This is a genomic window from Demequina sp. NBRC 110056 (assembly GCF_002090155.1).
Taxonomy (GTDB): Bacteria; Actinomycetota; Actinomycetes; order Actinomycetales; family Demequinaceae; genus Demequina.
Window position 1 is genome coordinate 89,263 of sequence record NZ_BBRM01000003.1, and the last position, 22,553, is coordinate 111,815.

The following is a 22,553-nucleotide window of genomic DNA, read 5'->3' on the forward strand; positions in this document are numbered from 1 at the left end:
CCCTGAGGAAGAAAGTGGGCCACTTTCGTGAAGAGGGTGGCGGGACCTTGGCCCCTTCGCGCGGCTCGCCGCGGGCATAGGCTCGAGACATCCAGGCCCGACGCATCGACCAGGGAGGACCCCGCCCAGCATGCGCGTCTCAGTCCCCAGCCAGGCCCGCGCCGGCGACTCGCTCGTCGCCGCGACGCCGCGCACCGTCGAGCAGCTCATCCGGCTCGGCTACGACGTCACCGTCGAGGCCGGCGCCGGCGAGGCCGCCAACCTTCCCGACGAGTCCTACGTCGCCGCGGGCGCGAGCATCGGCGACCGCGAGGCAGCGTGGGGCGGCGACCTCGTCGCCACCACCGGGACGCCCGCCGACGAGGACCTCGCGCTCCTCGCCGAGGGAGCGATCCTCATCGCGCCGCTCGCGCCTCACTCCCGTCCGGAGCTCACCGCCGCCCTCGCCGAGCGCGGCGTCACCGCCCTCGCGCTCGACGCCGTGCCCCGGATCTCCCGCGCGCAGGCGCTCGACACCATCTCCACGCTGTCCAACGTCGCCGGGTACCGCGGCGTCATCGAGGCGGCGCAGGCGTACGGCGCGATGTTCGCCGGCCAGGTCACGGCCGCGGGCAAGACCGCGCCCGCGAACGTGTTCGTCATCGGCGGCGGCGTCGCCGGGCTCGCGGCGATCGGCGCCGCGGTCTCGCTGGGGGCGCAGGTCCGCGCGTTCGATGTGCGCCCCGAGGCCGCGGAGCAGATCGAGTCCATGGGCGCCACGTTCGTCCACCTGCCGGCCGCGCAGCAGGAGGTCTCCTCCGACGGCTACGCGAGCGCGCTGAGCGAGGAGCAGGAGCGACTCACGCTCGAGCTCTACGCCGAGGAGGCCGCGCGGGCGGACGTGGTCATCACCACCGCCCTCGTGCGCGGCTCCGCGCCCACCACCATCACGGCCGATGCGGTCGCAGCGATGCGCCCCGGCTCAGTGATCGTCGACCTGGCTGCCGCGGGAGGCGGCAACTGCGAGGCGACCGTCCCCGGTGACACCGTGGTCACCGAGGGCGGTGTCACCGTCATCGGCTGGACGGACCTGCCCAGCCGCATGCCGCAGCACACGTCCCAGCTGCTCGGCACCAACATCGTCAACCTCCTGAAGCTGGTGACGCCCGGCAAGGACGGCGAGGCCGGGCTCGACCTCGAGGACGACGTGGTGCGTGGCATGACCGTCGCGCACGCCGGCGACGTGCTGTGGCCCCCGCCCCCGGTGACCGTCTCGGCGGCCCCCGCGGCCGCGCCCGACCCCGAGCCCGCCGCCCAGGAGGACGCGGAGCAGAAGGCGGCGAGCGCATCGGCCTCTCGGACGCGACGGACGGTGCTCACCGCCGTCGGCGCGGTGGCCTTGGGCGTGGCGCTCGCGTTCAGCTCCCCGGCCTTCCTCGCGATGTTCACCGTGTTCGTGCTCGCCGTGTTCATCGGCTACTACGTCATCTCGAACGTCAGCCACTCGCTGCACACGCCGCTCATGAGCCAGACCAACGCGATCAGCGGCATCATCCTCATCGGCGCGCTGCTGCAGCTGGGCTCGTCGAGCGCCGTCGTCACCGCGCTCGCGTTCGTGGCCGCCGCGGTCGCGTCCATCAACGTGTTCGGCGGATTCCTCGTGACCTACCGCATGCTCGGCATGTTCCAGAAGGGTGCGTGACGCCATGACGCTCGTGTCGATCGCGCAGGTGTCCTACCTGGTCGCCGCCGTCCTGTTCATCCTGTCGCTCGCGGGGCTCGCCCGTCAGTCCACCGCCCGGCGCGGCAACCTGCTGGGCATGGCCGGCATGGCCATCGCGATCCTCGCGACCGTCGCGCTCGCGCTGGACCAGTCCGAGCGTCCCGTGGGCGTGACCGCCGCCCTCATCGTGGGCGTGCTGCTCATCGGCGCGCTCGTCGGCACGTGGCGCGCGCGGTCGGTCGAGATGACGCAGATGCCCGAGCTCATCGCGATCCTGCACTCGTTCGTCGGTGCCGCGGCGGTGCTGATCGGCTTCAACTCGTACCTCACCGAGGGCCACGACGCGATGCACCTCGTCGAGGTGTTCCTGGGCGTGTTCATCGGCGCCGTGACGTTCACCGGATCCATCGTCGCCTTCCTCAAGCTGTCCGCGCGCATGAAGTCCGCGCCGCTCACGCTGCCCGGCCGCCACGCGCTGAACCTCGCTGGGCTCGTCGCGTCCGTCGCGCTCGGTGCGTGGTTCATCGCCTCGCCGTCGATCTGGCCCCTGCTGCTCATGACGGTCATCGCGCTCGCGATCGGGGTGCACCTGGTCGCGGCGATCGGCGGCGGCGACATGCCCGTCGTGGTGTCGATGCTCAACTCGTACTCCGGCTGGGCCGCGGCCGCCGCGGGCTTCATGCTCGGCAACGACCTGCTCATCGTGGTGGGCGCGCTCGTCGGCTCGTCCGGCGCGATCCTCAGCTACATCATGTGCAAGGCGATGAACCGGCAGTTCCTGTCGGTCATCCTGGGCGGGTTCGGGGGCGAGGGCGCCGCTGCGCCGTCGGGCGCCGCCGCGGTCGAGGGCACCCACACCGAGGTGTCGGTCGCCGAGACGGTCGAGCTGCTGCAGTCCGCGCGCTCCGTGGTGATCGCGCCCGGCTACGGCATGGCCGTCGCGAAGGCGCAGTACCCGGTGGCCGAGCTCGTGGCGCGGCTGCGCTCACGCGGCGTCAAGGTGCGGTTCGCGGTCCACCCGGTCGCCGGTCGCCTGCCCGGCCACATGAACGTCCTGCTGGCCGAGGCGCGCGTGCCCTACGACATCGTGCTCGAGCTCGACGAGATCAACGACGACTTCGCGGAGACCGACGTGGTGCTCGTCATCGGGGCCAACGACACGGTGAACCCGGCCGCCCTCGAGGACCCGCACTCACCCATCGCCGGGATGCCCGTCCTGCAGGTATGGCAGGCGGGCCGCGTGGTGGTCTTCAAGCGCTCGATGGCGACCGGCTACGCGGGCGTCCAGAACCCCCTGTTCTTCCGCGACAACACGTCGATGCTGTTCGGCGACGCGAAGACGCAGGTCGAGGCGATCGTCGCCGCGATGCCGGCAACGGAGCCTGTCTCGGCGTAGCGCTGCCGGTACGCCCTGGTGGAGGCGCATTCTCACCGCTTGGAGAATCCGCGCGAGTGGGGCACACTATGGGCAGCACCGGTACCTCCGTGGCCGGGGCAACTCCCACCACGAAGGTAAGGCACTCGATGTCCGTTCTGTCCCGCCTGCCCGGAGCCCCCGGCGCAGCGAAGCCCGCCATCGCGATCGTCCTCGCGGCGCTCCTGGCATCCGTCATCACCGTCGCGAGCCCCACTCCGGCCGCCGCCGCGCCGGGTTCGCTCGTCATCACCAAGTCCGTCGTGGGCGAGCCAGGGGACTGGTCGTTCGACATGGTCGGCGCGCGCAACGGCGAGGTCGAGTTCCGCCGGACGCTCTCGGGCACCGGCGCGACGCCGGAGTCGACCGACGCGATCGCCCTCACCACCGGCGCCGTCTACAACATCGGCGAGGCGAACGTCGAGGGCTACTCGACGGAGATCACCTGCACCGGCATCGGCGGCGGGTACACGTCCGGCAGCAGCGCCGCGTACACCTATGTGACGTTCACGCCGCAGGACGACGAGGTCATCGAGTGCGACGTCGTCAACACCAAGCTGCCGACCCTCACCATCACCAAGCAGCCTGTCGGCGAGACCGGTGACTGGTCGTTCGACTTCCTGGGTGTCACTGGCTCGGAGGTGCAGTTCCGCGAGACGCTGGCCGGCACGGGCGCCACGCCGCAGAGCACGGCGCCGATCACTCTCACCCCGGGTGTGGAGTGGAACGTCGGCGAGCGCAACGTCGACGGATTCGCCTCCGTCGTCAGCTGCACGGGCGTCGATGGCGCCGTACCGGGCAGCAACGGCACGTTCACCTACTCCACGTTCACCCCGCAGCCCGGCGACGAGATCACCTGCACCGCCACCAACACGAAGGCAGCGTCGCTGAACATCGAGAAGACCGTCGCTGGCGTCGGTGCCGGCGTCGACTGGGCGTTCGACTTCCGCGTGGTCGCCGGTCAAGAGGTCCAGTACTCGCGCGAGATCGCGGGCACGGGCGACTCCACCGAGGCGCTGGCCGCTCCCCTCGAGCTCGACCCGGGTGTCGAGTACTTCGTCGGCGAGCAGGTCGTCGATGGGTACGTCATCGACATCTCCTGCTCCGCAGCGGACGTCACCGGGCAGGGCAACAGCGGCGCCTACGAGTGGGTGTCCTTCGTTCCCGCCGCGGGCGAGGCCGTCACCTGTGCGGTGACGAACACCGTCGCGCCCACCGGCACGCTCACCAAGACGGTGCAGGGCGTCGGCGACGACGAGGCCTGGTCGTTCGACTTCCTCGTGCTCGACAACGGCGAGCCGATGGCCCGCCCGACGCTCTCCGGCACGGGCAACACGTCGGCGTCGACCGCGGCTGTCGAGCTCGAGGTGGGCACCGAGTACACCGTCGGCGAGCGCATCGTCGACGGCTACGTCACCGACATCTCGTGCACGGCGTCGAACGTCACCGGCCAGGGCAACAACGGCACCTACGAGTGGGTGTCGTTCATTCCCGTCGCCGGCGAGGACGTCACCTGCACGGCGACCAACGCGGTGCCGCCCACCTTCGTCCTCACGAAGACGGTCGAGGGCGGGGAGGACGACGCCGCATGGACGTTCGACTTCCTCGTGCTGAACAACGGCGAGCCGATGACGCGCCCGTCGCTCTCCGGCACCGGCAACACGTCGGCGTCGACCACCGCGATCGAGCTCGAGGCCGGCGTGGAGTACTCGGTCGGCGAGCAGATCGTCGACGGCTACACGACCACCATCGTCTGCGACGCGGACGACGTCACCGAGTCGGGCGCGTCGGACACGTACGTGTACACGAGCTTCGTGCCGGCGGCCGGCGAGGACGTCACGTGCACGGCGACCAACACGGCCGTGACGGACCCCGTCGACCCCGACGGTGGCACGGACAGCGGCACGGACAGCGGCACGGACAGCGGCACCGACAGCGGCACGGACAGCGGCACGACCGATGGCACCGGTGCGACGGGAACGGGCGGCACGACCGCTGGCGGCGAGCTCTCCGCCACCGGCTTCACCGGCTCCGCCCTCGCGACCGGCGCCGCCGCGCTGCTGCTCGCCGGTGCGCTCATGATCGTGGCGGTGCGCCGCCGCGCGTAGTCGACAGGATCGCCTGCGGTCGACCCCCGTACCCCCTGAGGGTGCGGGGGTCGACTGCGTTCGCGGAACACCCATTCCGGACAAGCTGTTGACCTTCCAGTCAGGTGGAAGGTCTAGCGTGGGCCTCAGCACCGACAGAAGGGGCCCATCATGAGCCAGATCATCGACATCACGGTCGACGGGATGACGTGCGGCGGCTGCGCCGCGAAGGTCCGCGGCGCCGTGGAGGCGACCGCGGGCGTGACGTCCGCACAAGTCGACCACGCGACCGGCGCGGTGAGGGTCACGCCCGACGGCACCGTTCCCACGGGCGACCTCGAGTTCGCCCTCGACGAGTCCATCGAGTCCGTCGGCTACCGGGTGGTGGCGTCATGACCGAGCGCACGCACGCCGGCGCCGCCGACATTCCTCAGGTCCAGGCCATCAACCTCGCCGTCTCCGGCATGACCTGCTCGAGTTGCGCCGCGACCGTCCAGGGCGGCCTCGCCAAGCTTCCCGGCGTCGATGACGCCATCGTCAACTTCGCCACGCGCCGCGCCACGGTGCGGCCCGCGCAGGGCGCCGATGCGGTGGCGCTCGAGGAGTCGATGCGGGACACGATCGCGGGGCTGGGGTACGAGGTGCTCACCCGCCGCGCGCCCGATCCCTCGGGCGACCACGGCGATCACACGTCGCACGAAGGCGCCGCGAGTGGCGATGGCGGTGACCACGAGACCGACCACTCGGGGCACGACATGGACGAGCACGCCGCGCACATGCAGGCCGACGCGTCCCGCATCGCCGACTACCGCCGCCGCTTCATCGTCGCGGCGATCCTCACCGTCCCGGTGCTGCTGATCTCCATGGTGATGGCGTGGCAGTTCACGGGGTGGGAGTGGGTGGTCGGCATCCTCACGACGCCCGTGATCTGGTGGGCGGCGTGGCCGTTCCACGTCAGCACGTGGCGCAGCGCCCGGCACCGCACCACCAACATGGACACCCTCGTCACCATGGGCACGCTCGCGGCGTGGACCTGGTCGACCATCGTGCTGATCACCGGCACGGGCCACGTGTACTACGAGACCGGTGCCGTGATCGTCAGCCTGATCCTGCTGGGCAAGTGGCTCGAGGTCCGGTCGACGGCACGCGCCGGCGACGCGATCCGCGCCCTGTCGAGCCGCCAGAGCGCCACCGCGCGGCTCGAGGACGGCTCGGTCATCCCGCGCGAGGAGCTCGAGGTCGGCATGCGCTTCGTGGTTCGCCCCGGCGAGACCATCGCCACCGACGGCGTCGTCGTCGAGGGAGGAGCGGCGGTCGACGCGAGCCTGGTCACCGGCGAGTCCGTCCCCGTCCGCGTGGAGCCCGATGCGGGCAAGGACTCCGAGGTCGTCGGCGGCACCATCGCCACGGACGGCTCGCTCACCGTCGAGGCCACGCGCGTGGGCTCCGAGACGATGCTCGCGCAGATCGCCCGGATGGTCGACGACGCGCAGACCGGCCGCGCGAGGGTGCAGCGCCTGGCGGACCGCATCTCGCGCATCTTCGTCCCCGTCGTGATCGGCGTCGCGCTCGTCACCCTCGCCGTCTGGCTGCTCGTCACCGGAGACGTCGACGCCGCCTTCACCGCGGCCGTGGCTGTCCTCATCATCAGCTGCCCCTGCGCGCTCGGCCTCGCGACGCCGCTCGCGATCATGGTCGGCACCGGCCGCGGAGCCCAGCTCGGTGTGCTCGTGCGCGGCCCCGAGGCGCTCGAGGACACCCGTGACGTCCAGACCATCGTGCTCGACAAGACCGGCACCGTCACCGAGGGTCGCATGGCGCTCGTGAGCGCCGTCGCGCCCGACGTGGAGCGCCTCCACGGCGCCGATGCTGCGGCCACCCTCCTGGATGCCGTCGCCGCGGTCGAGGCTCGCTCGGAGCACCCGATCGCGCAGGCCATCGCCGATGCGCGGGCCGGGCGGCCACGCATCAAGGGATTCCGCTCGATCGCCGGCCAGGGCGTGGCGGCGACGGTCCAGCACCTCGGGCTCCCCGGCGAGGCTCCCAGCGAGGGAGCGGCGAACGCCGAGCTGCTCGTCGGCTCGCGCCGGCTCTTCGACGAGGTGCCCGAGCGGCTCGAGGCGCTCGCGGCCGAGGCCGAGGCGGAGGGCCGCACGGCCGTGTTCGCCGGGCGGGTCGCCGCGTCCGAGGGCGGGCTCGGCACGGGCACCCTGGAGACGCGCTCCTCCGCACAAGCCGAGGCCGTCCTCGTGGTGAGCGATCGCGTGAAGCCCACGAGCGCATCGGCGATCCGGTCGCTGCGCGAGCTGGGACTCGACGTGGTCCTGCTGACCGGAGACAACGAGCGCGCCGCGCAGGCGGTGGCCGCGGAGGTGGGCATCGACACCGTGATCGCCGAGGTGCTTCCGGGCGACAAGGCGGACGTCGTGCGCAGCCTGCAGGCCGACGGCACGCGCGTCGCGATGGTCGGCGACGGCGTGAACGACGCGCCGGCGCTCGCGCAGGCCGACCTGGGGCTCGCGATCGGGACCGGCGCGGACGTCGCCCGGGACGCGTCAGACCTGACGATCGTGTCCGGCGACCTGCGCGCCGCGGCCGACGCGATCGCGCTGTCGCGACGGACGCTCGGCACGATCCGCGGCAACCTGTTCTGGGCCTTCGCCTACAACACCGCGGCGATCCCGCTCGCGGCGCTCGGCATCCTCAACCCGATGATCGCGGCGGCGGCCATGGGAGGCTCGAGCCTGTTCGTGGTCGGCAACTCCCTGCGGCTCAGGGGCTTCGCGGGCTACCGGCGGTCCTGAGCGCTGCGGTCGTCGATGCGGCGCTGGTTGTCGATTCGGCGCTGCGCGTCGGCGGCACCCTGACGGCGGTCGAGCGTCGCGGACAGGATCCGGACGTCGCGTGACAGCTCGACCGTGCGTGGCGACCCCCACCCGTCCTCGTGGGCCGCGGTCAGCAGGCTCAGCTGGGCACCCTGGAGGCGCCGGAGCGCGCGGGCGGTGGGGCGTCCGCCGCGGCGCTCGGCCCAGTGGCGCGCGCGGCGCCGCGCGCGACGTGTCGCGAGCGTCGAGAAGTCGCCGGGGCTCACGAGGTCGTCGGGGACGACGTGGCGCGCGAGGCCCGCGAAGGTGCGCCGCTCCCTGAGGTGCGCCCACCGCAGCACGACGAGGAACAGGGCGAGCACGGGCACGCCCTTGACCACGGAGCTCACGACCGCCGTGCCCGAGAACCATGGCGTGTCGAAGAATCCGTGCAGCGCCATCGCGAGCCCGAGCCCACCGAGCAGCGCCGCCCACCTCCGCAGCGACGAGGTGCCGGCGTTGAAGAAGTAGCCCAGGCCGGCGCCGGCGATCGCCGTGAACGTCGCGTGGCTCCAGAGACCGCCGATGACCCCGCGCAGCAGGAACATCTGCCACACGGTCTCCGCGGTGCCCTCGGCGGCGAACGTAGCGGTATAGAGGAAGCTCTCCGAGATCTGGAAGCCCAGGCCCACGACGGCGCCGTAGAACAGGCCATCCGCCGCCGAGCGCACGCGCGCGCCGGGGATGAGGGCGAGCGCGAGGACGCCCAGGAGCTTGAGCGGCTCCTCCGACAGCGGCGCCGCGAACGACGTCACCCACGGGTTGTCGGCGCCGAGCGCCGAGGCCACCACGTCGTGCATCGCAGGTGCCGCGATCGCGCCCATGCCGGGCGCGGCGAGCGCGCCCCACAGCAGCGCGCCGATCACCGTGATGGGAGACCGTCGCTCGAACAGCTCCATCCGGTACAGGATGACGATGAACGCCAGGCCGTAGAGCAGCCACAGCGACGCCGCGAGGAGCGCCGTGTCCGGCGCCGTCTGGATGGCGCGGGCGATGTGCGGGCTCCAGCGGACCAGGCCGTACACGGTGAGCGCGAGGCCCACCCAGAACACCCAGGACCGGACGTCGACGAAGGTCGAGGTGCGGGGGATCAGCCGCGGCAGCGCGGCGATGCTGACCGTGTACGGCTGCTGCTCGCTCGCGGTCATGGCCCGCCCGCCGGCGCGTCTGATGCTGGTGCGTCGGCCGACTCGTCGGTGAGCGTCAGCGACATCACCATGTCCTCGGCGCTGGGCTGGGTGGCGGCCCAGGACTCGACCGGCGCGACCAGGGTGGCGACGGTGGCGAACTCCCCGTACACCGCGATCCACACCTGGGTGGAACGGGTCTCCGAGGTCGCGCTCACGGTGGCCCCCGGGTGTCCGTCGTCGGCCGTGTACTCGACGGGATCGGTCGAGACCCAGTTGGCGCTCTCGTCCGACGCGAGGTCCTCCACGCGCGCGGCCACCGAGGCCTCGAGGTCGTCGGCGTCGCTCGTGGTGACCTCGAGGGTCAGCGTCGAGCTGCCCTGCACGAGCGTGGTCACCCCGGACTCCTGACCGTCGACGGACCACCCCTGCGCGAGCGTGACCTCGAGGGTGCCTGCCGACACGGCCTCCTCCTCGGCCGCGGGCTCCGCGAGCCAGCTTGCCAGCATCGGGACGCCGGCCACGAGGACCATGGCGATCGCCGCGACGATCGCCGCGCCGGGCAGCGAGCTGCGGCCGATGAGCCGCACCGACAGGGGCATGCGGGGCGTCGTCGCGAGGGTCTCGGTGGTGGGCGCGGAGGCGTCCTGGGGGGACGGCTCGGCGGCGCTCATGGCCGGGACGGTATCACGATCGCGGGCGCGCGGGACGGCCCCGCGCCCCGCCGTCAGAACCGGACATTTCGTCCGTGATCAGGTCGCGTCGGACGGAGCGGGCTGCACCGCGCGCGTCGATGCACGACGGGCGAGCAGCCAGGCGATCACGAGCACCGCCAGTGCTGGCAGTCCCTTGATGATCGAGCCCAGGACCTCGTTGCTGTCGAACAGTGGCGAGTCGAAGAAGGCGTGGAGTGCGATCACCAGAACGAGCGCTCCGGCCGCCACCAGCCAACGCACGGCGGGGGAGCCCTTGCCGCGCATCGCATAGCCGAGCCCTGCTGACGAGATCCCGGTGTACGTCGGGTGCGACCACAGGCCCGAGATCACGCCACGCAGGACGAGCATGAGGATCACCACGAGGATCGGGTTGCCGGACGCGGCGGCCTCCGACGAGTAGAGGATCGACTCGGTCACCGCGAAGCCCAGCCCGACGAGCAGCCCGTAGTACACGAAGTCGAGGGGCTCGGTCATGCGGGTCGCGGGGATCGAGGCGAGCACGGCGACCGCGATGAGCTTCAGCGGCTCCTCGGACAGGCCCGCGGCGATGGCTTGTGCCCATCCGTCGTCGCTGACCACGTCGCTGACGAGCGCGTGAGCGGCGTTGGTCACCCAGGTGCCGACGCCGGCGACGATGATCCCTCCCCACACCACCGCAGCGATCGCGGGGCCGCGGGGCCTCTCGCGCGCACGGAAGATGCGGCGCACGAGCAGGAACAGCGCCCACCCGTAGAGCGACCAGAGCACCATCGCGGTCGCGAAGCCCACGGGTGACGCGAGCAGGGCACCGAGCATCACTGGCAGCAAACCGATGGCGCCCACGAAGGTGAGGATGCCGCTGACCCACACGAAGGGGTTGCGAAGGTCGAACATCGTGGGCGCGGAGCGGTCAGACCTGTGCGAGCGCGCGCTCGAGGTCGGCTCGCAGGTCCTCGACGTCCTCGAGGCCGATCGACAGGCGCACGGTGGTCTCGGAGATGCCCACCTCCGCGCGACCCTCGGGGCTCATCTTGTTGTGCGTCGTGGTCGCCGGGTGGGTCGAGATCGACTTCGCGTCGCCCAGGTTGTTCGAGCACGTGAACAGGCGGAGGGCGTTCATGAAGCGGAACGCCGCGGCCTGCGCCTCGGGGCCGGCCACGTCCACGCCGGGGCCCAGGTCCAGGTCGAGCGTCACGAGCGTGCCGCCGAGGCTCATCTGGGACACGGCGAGCTCGTGCTGCGGGTGCGAGGGGTGGAGCGGGTAGCGCGCGATGCGCACCTTCGGGTGATCATCGAGCCACGTGGCGAGCTCGAGCGCGCTCGCGGCCTGGTGCCGGACGCGCACCGCGAGGGTCTCGAGGCCCTTGAGCAGCACCCACGCGTTGAACGGCGAGATGGTCGCGCCCATGTTGCGGACCATGAGCTTGACCGGGCCGTCGACGTAGTCGGCGGAGCCCAGGATCGCGCCACCCAGCACTCGGCCCTGGCCGTCGATGTGCTTGGTCGCGGAGTAGACCACAGCATCGGCGCCCAGTTCGAGCGGCTTCTGGCCGATCGCCGTCGCGAACACGTTGTCGACGATGAGCAGCGCGCCGGCGGCGTGCGACAGCTCCGCGATCCGCGGGATGTCGAGCACGTCCTGCATGGGGTTGGTGGGGGACTCGATGAACACGGCCTTCGCCGGGGTGGCGAGGGCCCGTTCCCAATCTGCGGGATCGTTGCCGTCGACGTAGTCGATCTCGATCCCCCACTTCTCGAAGAAGTTGGCGAACGTCTGCAGCGTGGAGCCGAACAGCGCCTTCGCCGCCACGAGGCGGTCGCCCTGGCCGAGGATCGACCCGAGCGACACGAAGACCGCGCTCATGCCGGTCGACGTGGCGAAGCAGCTCTCGGCCCCCTCGATCGCGGCGAGGCGCTCCTGGAACGCCGTCACCGTCGGGTTGGCGTAGCGGGAGTACATGTAGATGTCGATCTCGCCGGCGAAGGCGTCGCGCGCCTGCTCGGCGCTGTCGTACGCGTAGCCCTGGGTGAGGAACATCCCCTCCGACATCTCGTTCGCCTCCGAACGGTGGATGCCGGTGTGCACCGCGAGCGTGTCGGGGCGCAGGGAGTCGGGAAGGTCGGCGCTCATGGGTTCAGGGTAGCGGCGTGAAGCGCCCACGGGGATGCCGGGCAATGGTCAAAGAATGGTCACGACAAGTGCATCCGCGCGTCATGGAATGGCACGCGCCATTGACTGTGAATCGCAGAAATCGTCGGAGCGCCGATGCGCGTGCCGGGCCTCGTTCGTTCGTCACCAGGGACGATGCTGCCTTCGAAGCGTTTCGGCCACGGTCGTTCACCTTTTCTTAACCTTCGGAACCCCCTCCGAGCGCACCCCGCAACGCAGAGCGCGGCCCCGCGAGCCGATGGCAGAGGCTCGCGGGGCCGCGCGATCCAGGCGGTGGCGACGAGGAGCGCCGGCCGCTGGGGAAGCAGCGAGGGGCGTCAGGGGATGAGGCGCACCTGCGCTGCGTGGTCGGCGGTGCTGCGGGCGGTGGAGGCTCCGCCCGTCACCTGGAAGGTCACGCGCTCGCCGATAGGCGTGACGACGTCGACGGTGGAGTCGCCGTCGCCGTACGCCTCGAGCGTCAGCCCGTCCATCCAGTCGTAGTCGGGGCGGTCGGAGCGCGCGCCACGCGGGATCACCGCGCCCGGCCGCACGTAGACCGGCAGCGAGTCGAAGCCGTGGGTCTCGCGGACCCATCGGCCGCCCTCGACGCGCTCTCCGCTGAGCAACGACGTCCACGTTCCAGCCGGCAGGTACACGTCGACGCTGCCGTCCGCAGACATGACCGGGGCGACGAGGATGTCCGAGCCGAGCATGTACTGACGGTCGAGGTGCTCCACGGCCGGGTCGTCGGGGAACTCGAACAGCATCGGCCGTGCGACGGACACGCCGGTGGCCGCCGCGTCGGCGCCGGCCGTGTACAGGTACGGCATGAGCGAGTTCTTGAGCTCCGCGAACTGCCGGGTGATGGCGACGGCCTCCTCGTCGAACGCCCACGGCACGCGGTAGCTGTCCGAGCCGTGCAGGCGCGAGTGAGAGGACAGCAGCCCGAACGCGAGCCACCGCTTGAACACCGCCGGATCTGGGGTTCCCTCGAAGCCGCCGATGTCGTGGCTCCAGTACCCGAAGCCCGAGGCCGCGAGCGACAGGCCGCCGCGCAGGGTCTCCGCCATCGACGGATAGGTCGAGGTGTTGTCGCCGCCCCAGTGGACGGGGAACTGCTGGCCGCCGGCGGTGGCCGAGCGGGCGAACAGCACGGCGTCGCCCTCGCCGCGCTCCTCCGTGAGCACGTCGAACACCGCCTTGTTGTACAGCTGCGTGTAGAGGTTGTGCATGACGCCGGGGTCCTCGCCGTCGTGCCACACGACGTCAGTGGGGATGCGCTCGCCGAAGTCCGTCTTGAGCGCGTCCACGCCCTGGCGCAGCAGCGTGCGCAGGTGTCCCTGGAACCATGCGGTCGCCTCGGGGTTCGTGAAGTCCACGAGCGCCATGCCCGCGACCCACAGGTCCCACTGCCACACGGAGCCATCGGGGCGCTTCACGAAGTAGCCGTGCTCCACTCCCTCCGCGAACAGCGGCGAACGCTGCGCGATGTACGGGTTGATCCAGGCGCAGACCTTGAGGTCCTTGGCGTGCAGGCGGGCCAGCATCCCCTCGGGGTCGGGGAAGGTGCGCTCGTCCCACGCGAGCGACGTCCACTCGAACTCCGGCATCCAGAAGCAGTCGAAGTGGAAGACGCTGAGGGGGATGTCCCGCTCGCGCATGCCGTCGACGAACTGGTTGACGGTCGCCTCGTCGTAGTCGGTGGTGAAGGAGGTCGACAGCCACAGCCCGTAGGACCACGCGGGCACTGAGGCCGGACGCCCGGTCAGCCGCGTGTAGCGGTCGATGACGTCCTTGGGGGTCGGCCCGGCGAACACGAGGTACTCGAGCGACTGGCCCGGCACCGAGAACTGGACGCGCTCGACCGACTCCGAGCCCACCTCGAAGGAGACGTGCTCGGGGTGGTTGACCAGCACGCCGTAGCCGCGGTTCGTGAGGTAGAACGGCACGTTCTTGTACGACTGCTCGGAGCTGGTGCCGCCGTCCGCGTTCCAGATGTCGACGGTCTGACCGTTCTTGACGAGCGGACCGAAGCGCTCGCCCAGGCCGTAGACGAGCTCGCCGACGCCGAGGTCGAGCTGCTCGTGGATGTAGGTCGACGCGGGTGCCGTGGCGTCCGCGCTGACCCCCGCGGGCCCGGCAGGCTCGGCGACGACCGCTGCTCCCGCAGCGAGCTCGACCCGCGCCGGGCCCTTGTCGCCGGAGCCGGTGAGGCGGCGGTCGCCGTCGTAGAAGGACAGGTCCCACGGGGCGCCCTGGCGCACGACGGCGTGCAGGCGCCCGGCCGTGACGACCCCCTCGGACTCCGACACGGAGACCGAGCCGGCACCCGCATCGGCGCTCCACGGGAAGCCCGGCGAGCGCCGGGTGCCCTGGTGGTTGTCGATGCGCACCCGGATCACGCCCTCGGCGACGGGCGCGACCGTCACGGTGAGCGCGGTGAGGTTGAGGACGTTGCCGCGGGCCGTGATCTCGCGGGTGGGGGCGGTGACCTCCAGCGCGCCGTCGCGCTCCACGATCCGGTAGGCCTCGCGGGCGTAGGCGGCGTCGACGCCGGGGCGGCGCTGCCAGAATCCGTCGGTGAACTTCACTTCACTGCTCCTGCCGTGATTCCTCGGGTCAGCGTGCGCTGGAAGATGAGGAAGAAGATGATCGTGGGGATGATGCTGATCAGCGTTCCCGCGATCAGCGTGGTGGTGTCCGTCTGACGCTCGCCGTTGAGCTGCTCGAGAACGAGCGGCACGGTCAGCGAGTCCTCGGTGTTGAGGAACGCCAGCGGGAGAAGGAACTCGTTCCAGGTCCAGATGAAGAAGAACACCATGAGGACCGACAACGTGGGCCGGATGACCGGCACGATGATCGAGCGCAGCGAACGCCAGCGCGATGCGCCGTCGACCGCCGCCGCCTCGAGGATCTCCTTGGGGAAGGTGCCGAGCAGGCTCGACAGCAGGTACGTGCCGAACGCGGACTGGATTACGACGAACGTGATGATCACGGACCACGAGTTCGACAGCAGCCCAAGATCGTCGTAGAGCTGGAACAGGGGGTCGAAGAGCATCTCCTGTGGCACCAGGTTTGCCATCAGGAACACGAGCACGATCCACGTGCGGCCACGGACGCGGCCGATCCCGATCGCAAACGAGTTCAGCACGGAGATCACGACCGCGATGACCGCGACCATGGTCGAGATGAAGACGGAGTTCCACAGCGCCCGGAGGAAGTTGTTCTGCTCCCAGAATGTCTGGATTCCCGTGAAGTCGAGAGCCTCCGGAAGCTCCAGTGGGGTCGAGGTCGCATAGTCGGCCGGCGACTTGAACGCGTTGAGAAGCAGCAACAGGATCGGGAAGAAGATCACCAACGCGCCCAGCACCGCGAGCACCATGAGGATCCACTCGGTGGGGGTGCGGGGCCGAGACTTGTTTCGCCTGGACTTCTCGGGTGTGCGCGGCGGGGCGCTTCCGGCCGATGCGCCGGTTGCCGGTGTCTGGTCTGTCGCCGATGCGGCGGGCACAGTGGTCATGTCACGCGTCCTTTCGCTCGGCGCGGTTCTGCACACGGATGAAGATGACGGCGACGACGAAGACCACGATCGTGATCGAGGACGCGATCGCGGCCGCGTAGCCCTTGTCTGTGCCGTTGATGAACTCGTTGTAGGCGTAGAACGACGGCACGTAGGTGGACTTGTTGGGGCCGCCCTGCGTCAGGATGAACACCGGTGCGAACACCTTGAGCGCGGCGATGGTCGTGGTCAGCGAGACCACGAAGACTTCGGGGCGGATCATCGGCAGGGTGATGGCCCGAAAACGCTGGAACCAGTTGGCGTTGTCGAGCTCGGCAGCCTCGTACAGCTCCGGGTCGACGCGCTGGAGAGCGGCCATGAAGATGACGACGGGGTAGCCGATCTGGATCCAGATCATGAGGATCATCACGGAGGCCATGGCGGTTCCGTAGCTGCCTCCCAGCCAGTTCACCTCGACGGCGTCACCCGTGATGGTGCTGAGGAACTGGTTGAAGACGCCGGAGCTGTCGGGCTTGAGCAGCCATCCGAAGAGCACGCCAGCGACGGCGATGGGGAGGATCTGCGGCAGGTAGTACGTCGCGCGAAGGAAGCTCGACAGCTTGTTGCCGAACCTGCGGCCGACCACGTCGAACAGCAACGCGGCGATGATGAGACCGAGCACGGTGGGGATGATCACCATCGCGATGATGACCAGGATGATGTTCTGGAAGGACTGGATGTACTCCTCGTCCTGGAACAGCGCGGCCCAGTTCTCCAGGCCGGCCCACTGCTCCTCCGCGCGTCCGCCACGCCAGTGGTAGAAGCTCAGGCGGAAGTTGCGGACGATCGGCCAGAAGATGATGATCCCGACCAGGATGATGCCGGGGATGAAGTACAGCCAATATCCGAGCTTGCCGGCACCGCGCTGCGGGATGCGCGCGGGCTCTGCCGGTCGGGTCGACCGCACCCACGGAACCTTGGTGGAAGACATATCGCGTCCTTGTCCGGGGGAGCCCGGGCCGCGAGGCCCGGGCTCCCGATGACGGGTGTGACTACTCGCGGACGTCCGCGACGTAGCTCTCGTAGTACTCCTCGAGCTGGGCCTGCGCCTCGGCGGGCGTGTAGTCGCCGTTCACGAGGCCCTGCAGCACGGCGTTCAGGTCGCCGTAGAAGTCAGGAGTGGGCCAGTCGGGGTAGAAGGAGAGGCCGTCGCGCTCGTTGACCTCGTTGAAGAGCCCGATGAGCGCCTGGGCGTCCTCGTCCGTGATGTCCTCGGTATTGGCAGCCACCGGCAGGCCGCCGGACTCGCCGAGCAGCGCCTGGATCTCAGGGCGCATCGTGATGTCGATGAAGATCTCTGCGAGCTCTGGCTGCTTGGACTCGACCGGAACCACCCACATGTTGCCGCCCGACCCAGGGGTCAGGTCGGTGGAAGGCCAATTGGTGACGCCCAGCTCAAAGCCAGAGATCTCGGACAGGAAGCGTCCGTACCACCACGAGCCGGAGTAGAACATCGGGACCTCGCCGTTGATGAACTGCAGGCCCGCATCCTCGGCCGTCATGCCGGTGGAGGCCGACGCAATGTAGCCCGAGTCGATCCACTCGGCGAGCGTCTCGGTGGCGTAGGTCACCTCAGGTCCGCTCCAGTCGACGGGCTCGGTGTAGAGCTGGTACGCATCGACCCAGGCGCGATCGGCCTGGCTCAGCGCGAGCTGGTACCAGAGCTGTCCGAGCGGGTACTCCTGCGCGGACTCGGCGAACGGAGTGACCCCCGCATCAGAGAATGCCGCTGCGGCAGCCTCGACGTCCTCGATCGACTGAGGTGCCTCGAGGCCCTGCTCCGCGAACATGTCCGCGTTGTAGTAGAGGAAGACGAACTCGCCGTAGTTGGGCACGCCGTAGTAACTGCCCGATCCCATCACGCCGTTCTCGTTGTACTGCGCTGTGGTCGCGATCGAGTCGGCAAGCTGGTCTCCCCAGCCGTACTCCTCGTATGCCTCGTCGAGGCTCTGGATCACGCCGATGGCGGCGAGCTGACCGGCGGTCGCGTTGCCCTTGTTGTACTCGGAGACATCGGGAGCGTCCGAGGAGTCGAACAACTGCTCGGCCGAGGTGCGGAGGTCCTCGAACGCGGTCGTCTGGAGGTTGACCTCGGCGCCGGTCTCCTCCTCGAAGATCTCGATCGCGCGGTTCCACGCGATGCCCATGGCCGAGTCTTCGCCCTCATAGTGCATGACGGTGAGGGTTTCGCCGCTCCAGTCGCCGTCGGCGGGAGCCTCCGAGCCACCGCTGTCGCCGTCCGACGAGCACGCGGACAGGCCCAGGGTCAGGGCGCCGGCTGCGGCAGCAGCGCCGATCATTCGTGTGCGGTTCTTCATGGTGTTCTACCTCCTTGTAGCGGCCCTCGGGCCGGGGTTGGGGGTGCCACGTCGACGACTTCGAGGGCTATTTTCGAAGCGCTTCGACGATGGGCGTGATGGTGCGTGGGAGACATGGGGTCTACCGCGCAGGTGTCGGGGCGTGGCCAAACGCTGGTGCGACCGAGCCCTGGTCGATGTAGGTGGGCGGGATGAGCGTGGTCTCGGGTAGCGAGGCGCTCGTCTCCACGATGCGGGCGAGCATCTCGACCGCGGCGGAGCAGGAGGCGTGCGCGTCGAGCGGGATGGTGTCGAACGGCACAGGGAAACGGGCAGTGGAGAACGTGACGCCGGCGGCAATGACCGAGACGTCCGTCGGGACCGACTTGCCGTGGAGCGCGAGCGCGGCGCCCACGCTCGAGGCGACGTCGACGTTGGTGTTGAGCACCAGCCCATCGACGTCCGGCATGGCGTCGAGGACGTCCTCGACGGCCTCAAGGCCGCGGTGGGTGCGTGGCGTGATCTCGACGTGCTCGATGCCGAGCTCTGCGACGTGGCGCTCGAAGCCGTGCAGGAAGCGCAGCGGGAAGTTGGACTCGCGGCTCAGGGTCTCCTCAGGGTGGGAGATGAGACCGATGCGCTTGCGCCCCGCCGCGACGAGGCGGTCGACGGCCAGTGCCGCCGCGGCCTCGAAGTCGAGGTCGACGCACACCAGGCCGGTGGTGTCCTCGGGAACTCCGATGAAGACGACGGGGCAGGCGAGCTGACGAGCCAGGTCAGCCCGAGGGTCGTGGGCATCGACGTCGAGGACGATGATGCCGTCCGCGAGGCTGGTGGCAGCCGAGCGCTTCATGCCGTCGAGCGCGTCATTGTGGACCAGCAAGAGCGTGTCGTAGTCCAGATCGCGCGCCGCCTTGGTCACCTCCATGGCGAACACCATGTGGGCGCTGTGGTCAGTGTCGGGGTGCAAGGGTGCGGTCACGGCGAAGATCTGTGACCGGTTGGCCGCGAGGGTGCGGGCCGAGGCGTTGGGCAGGTAGCCCAGGTGCGCCGCCGCGTCGAGGACGCGATTGCGGGTGCTCTCCTTGATGGAGCGCTTCCCGCTCAGGGCGTACGACACCGTCGAGATGCTGACGCCCGCAGCTCGGGCTACATCATCGATGGTTGCCATCGTCGACCTCTTCGTCTCGGTTGTTCGAAGCGCTTCGAAGCGCCTGTGTTGACGACCATAAGTTGCGTTCGGCAACTTAGCAACCGGGTTTACCGTTTCGTGATCATCGACGCGATCGTGCCGCGACGCGCTCGGGGCGGCGACCCCGAAGGATCCCCGCCCCGAGCGCGTGGGTAGAGCTAGACCGTGCGTCGTCGCAGCGCCACGAGGGTCGCGCCGACGAGCGCGAGTCCCAGTGCGAACCACGTGAGCTGCGCGACGCCCTCGGCGCCGGTGCTCGACAGCGTCGCCGTGCCGTCGGCGGCGACCTCGATCGACGTCGATCCGAGCACGGTGCCGTCCTCGAGCTGCAGCTCGATGGTGTGCGTGCCCGCAGGGATCGACGCGGGGATCACGATGTCGACCGAGCCGTCCGCGGCGACCGCGAGGGTGCCGAGGTAGGTGGGCTCCGAGTACAGGAATCCCTCGACGGTCGTGACGGGACCGGCGCAGTCGAGGTCCAGCACGACCGTGACCGTCGCTCCGGCGGCCGCCGAGGCCGGGGCCTCGAGGGCGCAGCCCAGGTCTGCAGGCCCCTCGGAACCGGAACCAGCATCCGTGCCGTCGCCGGACCCGCCGTCACCGGCGCCACCGTCCGAGCCGGACCCGCCATCTCCCGAGCCGCCGCCCGGCGCACCCGCGACGGCGGGCAGGGTGCCGGACCGGAGCGAGAACCCGTCGGTGTCCGCGTCGTCGACGTAGAACGTCGCGACCGCGCCGTCGACCGCGGCGGAGGACGCCGCCACGGCGAAGCCCTCGTTCGCGACGTTGGGCATCCCGGCCGGGCGCTCGTAGAGCGCGGTCATCTCCCACGTCCCGGCGTCGTGGGCGAAGGTCGCGATGCGGCCGTCGCAGGCCTCGTCGCACACGACCCACAGGACGTCGCGCTCGCCGTCCCACTGCACGTCGGCGACGAGCGGGAACGACGCCGCCTCGGTCGACAGCGTGTCCAGCAGCGTGGCCTCGCCGTTCGAGCCGAGCTGCACGATGTAGACCGCTGCGGTGCCCTCGACGCCCACGGCGAACGCATCGAGCGCCGGGATCCACGTGATGCCCTCGAGGCCGCCGTTGGCGGGCAGCGAGGACAGCGGCGCGAGCTGCGACAGGTTCCACTCGTCGGTGGCCTGCAGCGTGCCGGTGCCGCCGATCTCGTAGCGCAGGATCGACGGACGGCTCACGGAGCCCGCGTCGTTGTTGCGCTCGGTGGAGACGTAGACCACGCCGGGCTCGCCCTCGCGCACCGTGACGCCCTCGGCGTCGACCACCCCGGACTCGCCCGCCGGGTAGGCGAGGGCTCGACCCGCCTCGTAGCCGGGCGCGAGCGACCAGGTGCCGAGCGCATCGGCCGTCAGCCGGTACAGCAGGCCATCGCCGTTCTGCACCGCCCAGAGGTCACCGGTCGCGGCGTCGTAGTCGATGCCCGACATGTCTCCCGAGAACCACGCCTCGTCGTCGATCACCTCGACGTCCGCGCCGCCGGGCCAGGCGGTCGCCCGCACGAAGCCCTCGCAGTCGTTGAGCTCGCCCGGGGTCGCCGATGCGGTCGAGACGAACTCTCCCGACCCGTCGGGGCAGCGGCCCCAGCTGGGCGCGCCGTGCGACGTCCACGCGTAGGAGTCGATGAGGGTCTCGCCGTCCGCCTCGAACAGGCGCACCTCGTCCTCGCCGCCCAGGCCGTAGCCCAGGTCCTGCAGCACGAGCAGCGCTCCGGGCGCGATCGTGGTGTCGGCGGCCACGGTGTAGACGTGGTCGTCGTCGGAGTCCTTCACGATGAGGCCGGAGGCGTCGACGCTGGTCGCGCCGATGTTGATGATCTCGACCCAGTCCGTGCCCGAGGAGTTGACCTCGTTGACGCGCAGCGGCGTCGAGCACTCGTTGGGCGCACCCTTGGTCGAGGCGGTGGCGTCGCGCCAGTCGCCGGTGCCGTCGGGGCAGCGCGCCCACGACACGAGCGCGTGCTCGGGCCACGCGTACTTCGCCGCCAGCTCACCCTCCTCGTCGTAGAGACGGAACATGTCGCCGTTGCCGAGTCCGAAGGTGAAGCCCTCGGGGTAGGTCGCCGACTCCTGGTCGATCACGAGCAGGCCGCCTGCCGGGACCACGGAGCCGTCCGGCACGACGTCCGTGCGCGAGTCGTCGTCGTCCTTGATGGCCCAGCCGGAGATGTCGATGTCGGCGTCGGTGAGGTTCGCAACCTCGACCCAGTCGGTGTCGTCGCCGTTGGACTCCACCTCGTTGATCGCCAGGTCGCCCGAGAGCTCGGCGGGCTCCTCGACCGGGACCTCGACCTCGCCTGAGCAGTCGTTCGCCGCGCCCGGCGTCGCCGAGCCGGTCATGCGGAAGTCGCCGGTCGCATCGGCGCAGCGGCCCCACGAGGGGTCCGTGTGCTGTCCCGCGGGCCAGGTCGTCGCATCGAACGGCATGGCCGCGGCGTCGATGTCGCCGTCGACGATCGCGGTGCCCGCCGAGAACAGGCGCACGGAGTCGCCCTTGCCCAGCCCGAAGTCGAACGTGCCGCCGGGGTTGTCCGAGTCGTCGTACGCGTCGAGCACGAGGTGACCGCCCGCGGCGATCTCGGTGTCGGCAGGGATGACGTAGTGGTGGTCGGCGTCAGCGTCCGAGACGACCACGCCGCCCAGGTCGAACGCGACGTCGCCGGTGTTGGCAAGCTCGATCCAGTCGACGCCGCCGAAGTGGCCGGTGTCCTGCGAGGCGACCTCGTTGATCACCACGAGGTCCTCGAGCACGGGGGCGGCGGGGGCGACGTTCGCGGCGCCGGGCGTGGCCTCGCCGGTGAAGGCGAAGTCGCCGGTGCCGTCGGGAAGGCGGCCCCACGAGGCGCCGTCGTCGTCGGTGTGGGTGTCGTCGGGCCATCCGCCGACGGTGAAGGGCTCGGCGGCGTCGTCGACGACGCCGTCCACCACCGCGGTGCCGGCCGAGTACAGGCGCACCTCGTCACCCTTGCCGAGCCCGAACGCCAGGACTCCCTCAGGGCCCGTGGCCTTGTCGCCAGCGAGCACCAGGTAGGCCCCGGCGCCGAGCATCGTGCCCGCGGGGATCGCGTACGCGTCCTCGTCCTTGTCGTCCGTGACGATCACGCCGGAGAGGTCCAGCGGCTCGGTGCCGATGTTCGTGAGCTCGACCCAGTCCTCGCCGTCGAAGTGGCCGGTGTCCTGCGAGGTGACCTCGTTGACGACCAGGAACTCCTCGGGCGTCGCCGGGTTGACGGCGAGCGCCGGGGCCGTGACCGCGAACGGCGCGGCGGTGAGCGTGGTGGCGGCCGCGAGCGCGGCCGACCTCCGGGGGTATCGCATGGGTTCTTCCCCTCGTTGGGAGCGAAGTAGCAGGGACGAGGGAAACCTAGGGGGCCAACCCGAACGGACCCTGAATGCCAGGTGACGGTTGGATGGCGGCTCGTCGCGGAGGCGCCTGTGGAGGGCGGAGCG

The 22,553-nt window shown here is 70.3% G+C and carries 15 protein-coding genes; 5 read left to right on the forward strand and 10 right to left on the reverse strand.

Annotated elements, in window-relative coordinates:
- Positions 1 to 130 precede the first annotated feature (130 nt).
- The 5 genes from B7K25_RS04860 to B7K25_RS04880 all read left to right on the forward strand — a co-directional run bounded on the left by B7K25_RS04860 (position 131) and on the right by B7K25_RS04880 (position 8,007).
- The gene (locus tag B7K25_RS04860; RefSeq protein ID WP_084104601.1) at positions 131 to 1,681 is read left to right on the forward strand and encodes a Re/Si-specific NAD(P)(+) transhydrogenase subunit alpha; all 1,551 of its coding nucleotides are present in this window, start codon (positions 131 to 133) and stop codon (positions 1,679 to 1,681) included.
- 4 nt (positions 1,682 to 1,685) lie between these two features.
- Entirely contained in the window at positions 1,686 to 3,098 is a 1,413-nt protein-coding gene (gene pntB / locus B7K25_RS04865; protein WP_084104602.1) for a Re/Si-specific NAD(P)(+) transhydrogenase subunit beta, read from the forward strand.
- 128 nt (positions 3,099 to 3,226) lie between these two features.
- Positions 3,227 to 5,224 carry a hypothetical protein gene (locus B7K25_RS04870; protein WP_084104603.1) on the forward strand — a complete coding sequence of 666 codons (1,998 nt, stop codon included), beginning with the start codon at positions 3,227 to 3,229 and terminating at the stop codon, positions 5,222 to 5,224.
- Positions 5,225 to 5,374: 150 nt separating this feature from the next.
- On the forward strand, positions 5,375 to 5,599 hold the full coding sequence (locus tag B7K25_RS04875) for a heavy-metal-associated domain-containing protein (protein ID WP_084104604.1): 225 nt from the start codon (positions 5,375 to 5,377) through the stop codon (positions 5,597 to 5,599).
- On the forward strand, positions 5,596 to 8,007 hold the full coding sequence (locus B7K25_RS04880) for a cation-translocating P-type ATPase (protein ID WP_084104605.1): 2,412 nt from the start codon (positions 5,596 to 5,598) through the stop codon (positions 8,005 to 8,007). The genes B7K25_RS04875 and B7K25_RS04880 overlap by 4 nt, the downstream gene beginning before the upstream one ends.
- On the opposite strand, the gene B7K25_RS04885 is transcribed toward B7K25_RS04880, so the two are convergent.
- From B7K25_RS04885 to B7K25_RS04930, 10 genes are all read right to left on the reverse strand, one after another.
- Complete coding sequence (locus B7K25_RS04885) at positions 7,992 to 9,215, reverse strand: PrsW family intramembrane metalloprotease (protein WP_084104606.1); 1,224 nt, start codon at positions 9,213 to 9,215, stop codon at positions 7,992 to 7,994. The two genes, B7K25_RS04880 and B7K25_RS04885, sit on opposite strands and share 16 nt — an antisense overlap.
- Positions 9,212 to 9,868, reverse strand: coding sequence for a hypothetical protein (locus B7K25_RS04890; protein WP_084104607.1), 657 nt, complete (start codon positions 9,866 to 9,868; stop codon positions 9,212 to 9,214). Before B7K25_RS04890 ends, B7K25_RS04885 begins: the two co-directional genes overlap by 4 nt.
- 78 nt (positions 9,869 to 9,946) lie before the next feature.
- Positions 9,947 to 10,783: a PrsW family intramembrane metalloprotease gene (locus tag B7K25_RS04895; protein WP_084104608.1), complete on the reverse strand. Its 837-nt coding sequence runs from the start codon at positions 10,781 to 10,783 to the stop codon at positions 9,947 to 9,949.
- 16 nt (positions 10,784 to 10,799) lie between these two features.
- Positions 10,800 to 12,020: an O-succinylhomoserine sulfhydrylase gene (gene metZ / locus B7K25_RS04900; RefSeq protein WP_084104609.1), complete on the reverse strand. Its 1,221-nt coding sequence runs from the start codon at positions 12,018 to 12,020 to the stop codon at positions 10,800 to 10,802.
- A 356-nt stretch (positions 12,021 to 12,376) separates the two neighbouring features.
- The gene (gene yicI / locus B7K25_RS04905; RefSeq protein ID WP_084104610.1) at positions 12,377 to 14,632 is read right to left on the reverse strand and encodes an alpha-xylosidase; all 2,256 of its coding nucleotides are present in this window, start codon (positions 14,630 to 14,632) and stop codon (positions 12,377 to 12,379) included.
- Positions 14,629 to 15,561 (reverse strand): carbohydrate ABC transporter permease, encoded by a 933-nt coding sequence (locus tag B7K25_RS04910; protein WP_084104611.1) that lies wholly within the window; start codon positions 15,559 to 15,561, stop codon positions 14,629 to 14,631. Before B7K25_RS04910 ends, yicI begins: the two co-directional genes overlap by 4 nt.
- A 1-nt stretch (position 15,562) precedes the next feature.
- A complete protein-coding gene (locus tag B7K25_RS04915) occupies positions 15,563 to 16,531 on the reverse strand; it encodes a carbohydrate ABC transporter permease (protein WP_084104612.1) in 969 nt (322 codons plus the stop codon).
- A 61-nt stretch (positions 16,532 to 16,592) separates the two neighbouring features.
- Positions 16,593 to 17,918, reverse strand: a complete 1,326-nt coding sequence (locus B7K25_RS04920) for an extracellular solute-binding protein (RefSeq protein ID WP_084104613.1) — start codon at positions 17,916 to 17,918, stop codon at positions 16,593 to 16,595.
- Positions 17,919 to 18,039: 121 nt separating this feature from the next.
- A complete protein-coding gene (locus tag B7K25_RS04925) occupies positions 18,040 to 19,068 on the reverse strand; it encodes a LacI family DNA-binding transcriptional regulator (RefSeq protein WP_084104614.1) in 1,029 nt (342 codons plus the stop codon).
- A 179-nt stretch (positions 19,069 to 19,247) separates the two neighbouring features.
- On the reverse strand, positions 19,248 to 22,421 hold the full coding sequence (locus B7K25_RS04930) for a lamin tail domain-containing protein (RefSeq protein ID WP_084104615.1): 3,174 nt from the start codon (positions 22,419 to 22,421) through the stop codon (positions 19,248 to 19,250).
- Between the last annotated feature and the right edge of the window lie 132 nt (positions 22,422 to 22,553).